8 protein-coding genes are annotated in these 8216 nt (G+C 71.6%); 2 read left to right on the top strand and 6 right to left on the bottom strand.

Translation table 11 applies throughout. From position 1 onward, the window contains the following. Together SZN_RS16465 and SZN_RS16460 are read right to left on the bottom strand one after the other, a co-directional pair. A partial coding sequence (locus SZN_RS16465) for a TerD family protein (RefSeq protein ID WP_007496359.1) occupies positions 1–600 on the bottom strand: 600 nt, incomplete at its 3' end. Positions 601–749: 149 nt separating this feature from the next. Continuing rightward, on the bottom strand, positions 750–1346 hold the full coding sequence (locus tag SZN_RS16460) for a M48 metallopeptidase family protein (RefSeq protein WP_078508660.1): 597 nt from the start codon (positions 1344–1346) through the stop codon (positions 750–752). Positions 1347–1780: 434 nt separating this feature from the next. On the opposite strand from SZN_RS16460, the gene SZN_RS16455 reads away from it, so the two are divergent. Together SZN_RS16455 and SZN_RS16450 are read left to right on the top strand one after the other, a co-directional pair. Then, positions 1781–3001 (top strand): TOMM precursor leader peptide-binding protein, encoded by a 1221-nt coding sequence (locus SZN_RS16455; protein ID WP_043731122.1) that lies wholly within the window; start codon positions 1781–1783, stop codon positions 2999–3001. Further along, on the top strand, positions 2994–4364 hold the full coding sequence (locus SZN_RS16450) for an ABC1 kinase family protein (RefSeq protein WP_007496353.1): 1371 nt from the start codon (positions 2994–2996) through the stop codon (positions 4362–4364). Before SZN_RS16455 ends, SZN_RS16450 begins: the two co-directional genes overlap by 8 nt. A 173-nt stretch (positions 4365–4537) precedes the next feature. Here the strand turns inward: SZN_RS16450 and SZN_RS16445 are convergent, their stop codons facing one another. The 4 genes from SZN_RS16445 to SZN_RS16435 form a co-directional block, all read right to left on the bottom strand. Further along, positions 4538–4861, bottom strand: coding sequence for a hypothetical protein (locus SZN_RS16445; RefSeq protein WP_043731112.1), 324 nt, complete (start codon positions 4859–4861; stop codon positions 4538–4540). Continuing rightward, positions 4858–5226 (bottom strand): WhiB family transcriptional regulator, encoded by a 369-nt coding sequence (locus tag SZN_RS16440; RefSeq protein ID WP_043731108.1) that lies wholly within the window; start codon positions 5224–5226, stop codon positions 4858–4860. The genes SZN_RS16445 and SZN_RS16440 overlap by 4 nt, the downstream gene beginning before the upstream one ends. A 173-nt stretch (positions 5227–5399) precedes the next feature. After that, positions 5400–5726, bottom strand: coding sequence for a hypothetical protein (locus SZN_RS38715; RefSeq protein WP_078508657.1), 327 nt, complete (start codon positions 5724–5726; stop codon positions 5400–5402). 165 nt (positions 5727–5891) lie between these two features. Then, positions 5892–8087: an ATP-dependent DNA helicase UvrD2 gene (locus tag SZN_RS16435; RefSeq protein WP_007496345.1), complete on the bottom strand. Its 2196-nt coding sequence runs from the start codon at positions 8085–8087 to the stop codon at positions 5892–5894. Positions 8088–8216 lie beyond the last annotated feature (129 nt).

Genomic DNA, 8216 nt, shown 5'->3' with positions numbered 1-8216 from the left:
GGCCTGGGCGGGCGGCGCGAAACCGGGGGCCGCCGCGGCCTGGGGCTGCTGGGGGGCCGCGGGAGCCGCCTCCTCCAGCACCTCACCGCCGAAGTTCCTCAGCAGGGCGTCCAGACCACCGTCGAACCCCTGTCCGACGGCCGCGAAGCGCCAGACGTCCTTCAGGTAGAAGTCGCCCAGCATCACGGCGCGCTCGGTGGTGAACTCCGAGCCGCTGAAGGCGTACCGGGCCACCTCCTCGCCGCCCGCGACGATCCGGAGATAGCCGGGGCCGACCTGCGACATCTGCCCGTCGCCGTCGATCGTCGCCGTGAAGGAGAGCTTCTGGATCCGCGCGGGGATCTTGTCGAGGGTGACCCGGAACGACTCCGTGTCCCCGGCCTGGGCACCGAGCAGCTGGACGGATTCCTCGGGTGACTTCGGCTGGTTGAAGAAGATGAAGTAACGGTCGTCGGACAGCCGTTCGTCGGCATCGAGACCGAAGCAGCTGATGTCGAAGCTCAACCCTGGGGCGGCGATCTGTACGCCTACGTACAGATCCGTACCCGCCGTGAGGTCACTGATCTTGGCCTTGTGGCCGCGTTGGAAATCCCTGGCCATGCGTACGACCGTCCCCCATCCCGAATGTAAGTGCGTCGCGTCAGGCTAACCGCAAACTCGGACATCGCACGAAGCCGGTACAGACCCGGTACAGAACGCCCGCCGGACCGTGGCGGAGGAACCGCCTCCGCGTTCGCCCCGGCGAACGGTCACCCGCCCCGGGCGCCGGGCAGATGCGGCAGCCGCTCGGCGGCGACGACGCCCTCGAGATAGCCCTTGGCCCGCTCGGTGCGGGGATACGCCTCCAGCAGCCGCCAGAAGCGGGGCCCGTGCCCGGGGACCAGCAGATGCGCGAGCTCGTGGAGCAGGACGTAGTCGACGACGTACTCGGGCATGCCCTGGAGGCGGTGCGAGAGCCGGATGCTGCCCTCGGCCGGGGTGCACGAGCCCCAGCGGGTGTTCTGGTTGGTGACCCAGCGCACCGAACTGGGGCGGGCCCGTCCGGCGAAGTACTGGGCCGACAACTGCTCCGCCCGCTCGGACAGTTCGGCGTCGCCCAGGACCTGCTTGCTCTCCTGGGCCGCCAGCTTGTCCAGCATGACGGTCACCCAGCGCTGCTCCTCGGCCTCGGACATCCGGGCCGGGATGAGCACGACGGTGCGGTCGCCTTCGCGATACGCCGAGACCGTCCGGCGGCGCCGGGTACTCCTGCGGACCTCGATCGCGCTCGCCCCCGAGCCGCTCGGCGGCGGGCTCGTCGTACTGCGCTGCGGTGCTCCGGCTCGGTGCAGTGGGTCGGCGGACACGCCCCGACGTTACCCGCTGTACAGGGCAGAAGTCCCGACCCCGGACGGTTCGATCCTGATCCCCCACGCTGCGCCCGATGAGGGCGACTGATTTGTACGACAAACATCCACCGCCTGTGGACAACCTTCCGCGACCCCCGCCGCATCCGGGCATGCTGACTGTCACCGGCGAGGCAACGACCGAGCCCCGCCGGGGTACGAGGACACTTCACGACGGCTACGGGGGCCAGTTCATGCGGGTGGCGATTTCTGACTCTTCGAGGCTTTCCAACAGTGCGACGGTTCCTGCCGGTTCGGGCGGCCATGAGGGGTCACTCGGTACGAGTTCCGCCGGAGGTTCGACGGATGCGCCGGCGCCGACAGCCTGCACCTCTCCGTCGCCGCCCTCGGGTCCGTCACCCTCGGATCTACCGCTCTCGGATCCGCCGCCCCCGCTGGCGCCTTCGATGAAGCCCGCGCTCAGGCGCGGCTGGCGCGACCTCAACACCGTGCAGTTCGGGATGAGTCCGGCACATGCCCTGACCCTGGGACCGGTGGACACGGCGACGGGAAGCTTCCTCGACCTCCTCAACGGCACCCGCGGGCTGGACCTGCTCGGCGAGGAGGCCCGGCGGATGGGTCTGCCCGACGGCCATGTCGACGCACTGGTGCGCCGACTGGCACGGGCCGGGCTTCTCGACGACGCCAGAGGAGGCGGCCCGGCGGCGGACGCGCTGCGGGCGAGGAGTGAGGTGATGGACCGGCTGCGCCCCGACCTGGCCTCGCTGTCCCTGACCACGTCCGAGCCCGGCGAGGCGATCGGGAGGGTCGCCGCCCGCCGCTCCCTGCGCGTGCTCGTGCGGGGTGCCGGACGGGTGGGGGCGATGGTGGCCTCGCTGCTGTCGGCCGCGGGCGTCGGCGAGGTCGACGTGCGCGACGTCGGCCGGGTCCAGCCCTGGGACGTCGCCCCGGGCGGGCTGCCCCCGGAGGCGGTCGGTGACCGCAGGGACGAGGCAGCGCGGCGGGCGGCGCGCCGCTGCGCACCGGACCGCCCGCCGCGCCGCGGCCCCCGCTCACCCCGCGGCCAGGACTCCGCCGGCCACTCCCTGGTGATCGTCGCGCCACGCGACGACGTCGCCGTGCACGCGCCGTCCTTCGCGGCCGCCGAGTCCCTGATCGCCTCCGGGACACCGCATCTGTACGCCGGTGTGGTGGAGGCCACCGGCGTGGTCGGCCCGTTCGTCCTCCCCGGTGAGACCGCGTGCGCGGGGTGTCTGGAGGAGGGGCGCACCGACCGGGACCCCGCGTGGCCCCGGCTGGTCGCGCAGTGGCGCTCCGGCACCGGACGGACACATGAGGTGCGGCCCTGCGATCTCACCCTGGCCACTACGGTCGCCGGGCTGGCCGCCGCCCATGCCCTCGCCTTTCTGGACGGCCGGATTCCGTCGACGGCCGGTGCCCGCTGGGAGGTGTCCCTACCCGGTCTGAGCTGGCATTCCCGGCCGGTGTGGGCACATCCCGCGTGCGGCTGCGGCGCCGCGGACAAAGGTGAGGGAGAACACCCCTCCGAGGACGCGGTGTCGCACGAGACAATGGCGGAGCAACGGCCGTCGAGGAAGTCCCGCCGCAAGGCGGGGACGCAGCGGCCGGCTGGGACCAGGAGGGCGCATGTCTGATCTTCCCCGCAAGGCGGTCACCCGCACCGCCAAGCTCGCCGCGCTCCCGCTCGGCTTCGCCGGGCGGGCCACCTGGGGACTCGGCAAGCGGATCGTCGGCGAGTCCGCGGAGATCGTGGGCCGCGAGCTCCAGCAGCGGACCGCGGAGCAGATGTTCAAGGTGCTCGGCGAGCTGAAGGGCGGCGCGATGAAGTTCGGGCAGGCCCTGTCCGTCTTCGAGTCGGCCCTGCCCGAGGAGGTCGCGGGCCCGTACCGCGCGGCCCTCACCAAGCTCCAGGAGGCGGCGCCCCCGATGCCGACCCGCACCGTGCACACGGTGCTGGCGGAGCGGCTCGGCGAGGACTGGCACGAGCTGTTCCTGGAGTTCGAGGACAAGCCCGCGGCGGCGGCCTCGATCGGCCAGGTGCATCGCGCGGTGTGGCACGACGGCCGTGAGGTCGCGGTCAAGGTCCAGTACCCCGGTGCAGGCGAGGCCCTGGTGTCCGACCTGAACCAGCTGAGCCGCTTCGCCCGGCTGCTGGGTCCGCTGATTCCCGGCATGGACGTCAAGCCGCTGATCACCGAACTCAAGGACCGGGTCGCCGAGGAACTGGACTACGGCCTGGAGGCGGAGGCCCAGCAGGCCCACGCGGAGGAGTTCGCCGACGACCCGGACGTCCTGGTCCCGGCCGTGGTGCACCAGAGCGAGCAGGTGCTGATCACGGAGTGGATCGACGGTGTCCCGCTCTCCGAGGTGATCTCCGACGGCACCGAGGCACAGCGCGACCGGGCCGGCCAGCTCCTGGCCCGGTTCCTGTTCTCGGGCCCCGCCCGCACGGGCCTGCTGCACGCCGACCCCCACCCGGGCAACTTCCGTCTCCTGCCGGGCGGCCCGGAGGGCGAGGACGACTGGCGGCTGGGCGTCCTGGACTTCGGCACCGTGGACCGGCTCCCGGGCGGACTGCCGACCCCCATCGGAGACTCCCTGCGGATGACTCTGGACGGGGAGGCGGACGCCGTCTACGAACTCCTGCGTACCGAAGGGTTCGTCAAGGAGTCGATCGATCTCGACCCCGACGCCGTGCTCGACTACCTCCTGCCGATCATCGAACCGGCCCAGGCCGACGCGTTCACCTTCACCCGCGGCTGGATGCGCAGTCAGGCGGCCCGCGTCGCCGACCCGCGCTCCCCCGCACACCAACTGGGCAAGCAGCTCAACCTCCCCCCGGCCTACCTGCTGATCCACCGGGTGACGCTGAGCACGATCGGGGTGCTGTGCCAGCTGGGCGCGACGGTGCGGCTGCGCGACGAGCTGGAGGAATGGCTGCCGGGCTTCGTCCGCGAGGACCCGGCCGCCGAGGAACCCTCCGCCGTACAGGGCTGACGGGACCCGGGGCCGGATGCGCGGGAACACTCATCCGGCGACGGCGCCGCCCCCGCCCTCCCGGGAACCGCCGACCCCACGCACTGCGGGGGCCGGTCCGTGTGCACGGACCGGCCCCCGCGGGGACTTGCCGCCTCCCTCGCCGGGAGGCCACCGTCTGGCGGTGTCGTCGGTTACTGCATGACCGCCATGGCGAGCGCGCGGCGCGCACGCAGCGAGGCACGCTCGGCCCGGCGCTGCATCCGGCGAGCGGTCACCAGACGCAGGGCCTGGCGCTCGCGCGCCGCCTCGTGCTGCCGCTCGTGCATATGCGCACGTGCCAGGGCTTCTTGGATGAGTTGCATCTCTCGGTTCCTGTTCTGACGCGAGTCGTTCGCGCCACGGGTGGTGACGTCTTCAGGCGCTGAGCCTGCGAATGCGTGAGTGGACGGCTTCATCGGGGCCTGCTTCTGGGGGTTGTGCGTGAGGGGACGGTCGATCGTTCCTGTGGTGTTCATGCCGTGACCGGGTTCTTGCGCGGGCGGCCACGCGGCCGCTTGCGTGCGACGACGACACCCTGGACGAACAGCTCTCCACCCCAGACGCCCCAAGGCTCACGCCGCTCCTTGGCGCCGGCGAGGCAGGCCGCCATCAGCGGGCAGGTGCGGCAGAGGGACTTGGCGTACTCGACGTCGGCCGGCGACTCGGCGAAGAAGACCTCCGGGTCGTAGGAGCGGCAGGGGACGGGTACGCCGAGGTTCTCGATGGCGTCGTCGAGCGCGGTGAGCGCGGTGAGGGGGATCAAGGTGGGGTCCTCCGTGGAGCCGGGCTTGGGGATCGCTTGTGAGGGCGGTACTGACGGGGCGTGCGCTTCGAGTTGCACGGTTCGTCTTCCTCGTCTGTTCGTTCCGGCCCTGTTGGGCCAGGTTGCGGCTGGTACCGGGTCTTACCTGTCCCGGGCCCCTTCGCTCTGCCGTCCCTGTACGAGGACAAACAGAAGGGCCGCGGATCCCGGATGGGGTTCCGCGGCCCTGAAGGCGCCGGCCTGATCGATCGTCAGGCTGGATCACTCCAGGGTTCTGGCCCACGGAAGGCCCACATCTGGTGGTGCTGCGTCGTCTGGTTCCGGAATCCGGCACCGGTCGCCGTAGAGGCATAGGGCTTCGCCTCTGCCACTGCTGCCGCTTCCAGTGCCTTGGTCGGTCGCTCATCGCGCTCACGGACGGGAAGGCCCGCGAGAGACAGGGAGGACGCCCGCCGGACGGCACGAATGCCGGACAGACCGGTGCCCTGGCCCGAGGCGACGAGCTTGCACAGGGAGGCGACGACCGAGAGATCGGTCATTTTGGCGCTGCTGAAGGAGCTGGCGTTGATGCTGATCACTGGAATCGCCTCCTCTCGGCGTCTCGGGGCACTGGTGTGAACCAGTCCTGCGGGTATGCAAGTACATCACGGAATCGGGGCCTTCGAGAAGGCCGCCGTCCCCGTGGCTAAGAACCTATGGGGATTGCCGGGGCATGCGCAAACTATTTTTTCGACGAGTTCCCGTCACTCCCCCTCCTCACCGCCCTCCGGCTCCTGGCCTGCGCAAATGGCGAGCACATCGGTCCCGTAGCGGTCGAGCTTGCGCTTGAGGACGCCGGGGATGCGGGACAGCTGAACCGGATCGCTCGGCTCCGCCTCGGCGATCGCGACGAGGGTCCTGTCGGTGAAGACGCAGAAGTCCGGCTGACCGCTCCGCTGCGCCTGGACGGCACGCCAGGTGCGCAGGCGTTCGTAGAGGCCCTCGTTCATGTCGGAGGGGCAGCTCTCGCAGCGCATCAGCTTCATCTCGCCGGCGTCGGTGAGGGTGCGTCCGCAGACCCGGCAGCGGGCCGGGGTGCGCTGGGTCCGCCGCGGGGCGGCCTGCGGTCTGCTGGTGAAGCCCCGCTCGACGCCGCCCGGACCACCCCCGGCGCTGCGCGCGGCGCCGCCTGTGGAGCCCGGACGCAGTCCGTTCAGAAAGCGGCTGGGACGGCGGTTGGGTCGGCCTCCGGGCGTACGGGTGAGCGCCCAGGAGACATGGAGGTGGCGCCGGGCGCGGGTGACACCGACGTACAGGAGCCGGCGCTCCTCCTCGATCTGCTCGTCGGTCTTCGCGTAGGTGATCGGCATCATGCCCTCGGCGACGCCGACGAGGAACACGACGTCCCACTCCAGGCCCTTTGCGGAGTGCAGGGACGCGAGGGTGACGCCCTGCACGGTCGGCGCGTGCTGGGCGTTCGCCCGCTCGTCGAGTTCGGCGACGAGGTCGGCGAGGGTGGCGCCGGCATTGGCGGCGGTGAAGTCCTGGGCCAGGCCGACCAGGGCAGCCAGGGATTCCCAGCGTTCCCTGACCGCGCCGGAGCCGGCCGGTGGCTCGGTGGTCCAGCCCTCCCCGGACAGCACGGCCCGCACCTGCGAGGGCAGGTCGACGACGTCGTCCAGGAGGGAGTCGTTGCCCCCGAAGCGGGCGGCGCCGCGCAGGGCCACACTCGCCTTGCGCACCTCGGGCCGGTCGAAGAAGCGCTCGGCGCCCCGCAGCTGGTACGGGACCCCGGCGTCGGCGAGGGCCTGTTCGTAGGTCTCGGACTGGGAGTTCGTGCGGAACAGCACGGCGATCTCGGCGGCGGGGACGCCTGCGTCCATGAGTTCGCGGATACGGCGGGCCGCGTTCTCCGCCTCGGCGGGCTCGTCGGTGCATTCGCTGTAGACCGGCTCTGGACCGGGCTCGCGCTGGGAGACCAGTTCGAGCCGGTGGTCGGCGGCGCGGCCGCGGGCCTGGGCGAGCAGGCCGTTGGCGAGGTGGACGACCTGCGGGGTCGAGCGGTAGTCGCGGACGAGCTTGACCACGGTGGCGCCGGGGTGGCGGGTGCGGAAGTCGAGCAGGTGGTCCGGGGTCGCGCCGGTGAACGAGTAGATCGTCTGGCTGGCGTCCCCGACGACGCACAGGTTGTCCCGGTTGCCGAGCCACAGCTCCAGCAGGCGCTGCTGGAGGGGGCTGACGTCCTGGTACTCGTCGACCACGAAGTGCTGGTACTGGGAGCGGACCTGGTCGGCGATGTCGTGGCGGTCCTGCAGGACACCGACCGTGAGCAGCAGGACGTCCTCGAAGTCGATGACGGAGCGGCTGCGCTTGAGGTCCTCGTACACGGTGTAGATCTGGGCGATCTCCGCCGGGTCGCGGGGGGCTTCACGGCCGGCTTTGGCGGCGGCCAGCGGGTAGTCGGCGGGGACGGTCTGGGTGACCTTGGACCACTCGATCTCCGCGGTGGTGTCCCGCAGCTCGCCCCGGTCGAGGCGGATCCGGCAGGCGGCGGCGGCGTCGGCGACGAGCTGGGCCTTGCGGTCGACGAGCCTCGGCATGGACCCACCGACGGCTTTCGGCCAGAAGTACTGGAGCTGGCGCAGGGCGGCGGAGTGGAAGGTGCGGGCCTGGACTCCTCCCGCGCCGAGCTGGCGCAGCCGGCCGCGCATCTCTCCGGCGGCCCGGTTGGTGAAGGTGACGGCGAGCACGCTGGCGGGCTGGAGGATGCCCGCCCTGACCCCGTAGGCGATCCGGTGGGTGATCGCCCGGGTCTTGCCCGTGCCCGCGCCCGCGAGCACGCACACCGGCCCGCGCAGGGCGGTCGCCACCTCGCGCTGCTCGGGGTCGAGCCCTTCGAGCACCGCGTCGGCGGAGTCCGGTACCCGCGGGAAGAGGGTGGAGTGCGTTGCTGCTGTCACACGGCCATGCTGCCAGGTCGCCCGGGACGGCTGTGTCGGTTGTCCACAGGGGGCCTTCATTAGTCGTACTGATGCGGCAGCCGTCACGTGGCCGGTGACGCCCCGGGTGGGAATGGCTGTCCCGTCGCG

This window comes from Streptomyces zinciresistens K42 (assembly GCF_000225525.1).
Taxonomy (GTDB): domain Bacteria; phylum Actinomycetota; class Actinomycetes; order Streptomycetales; family Streptomycetaceae; genus Streptomyces; species Streptomyces zinciresistens.
Note: the sequence above shows the minus strand (reverse complement) of the source record. Positions and strands in the feature narration are given on the sequence as shown.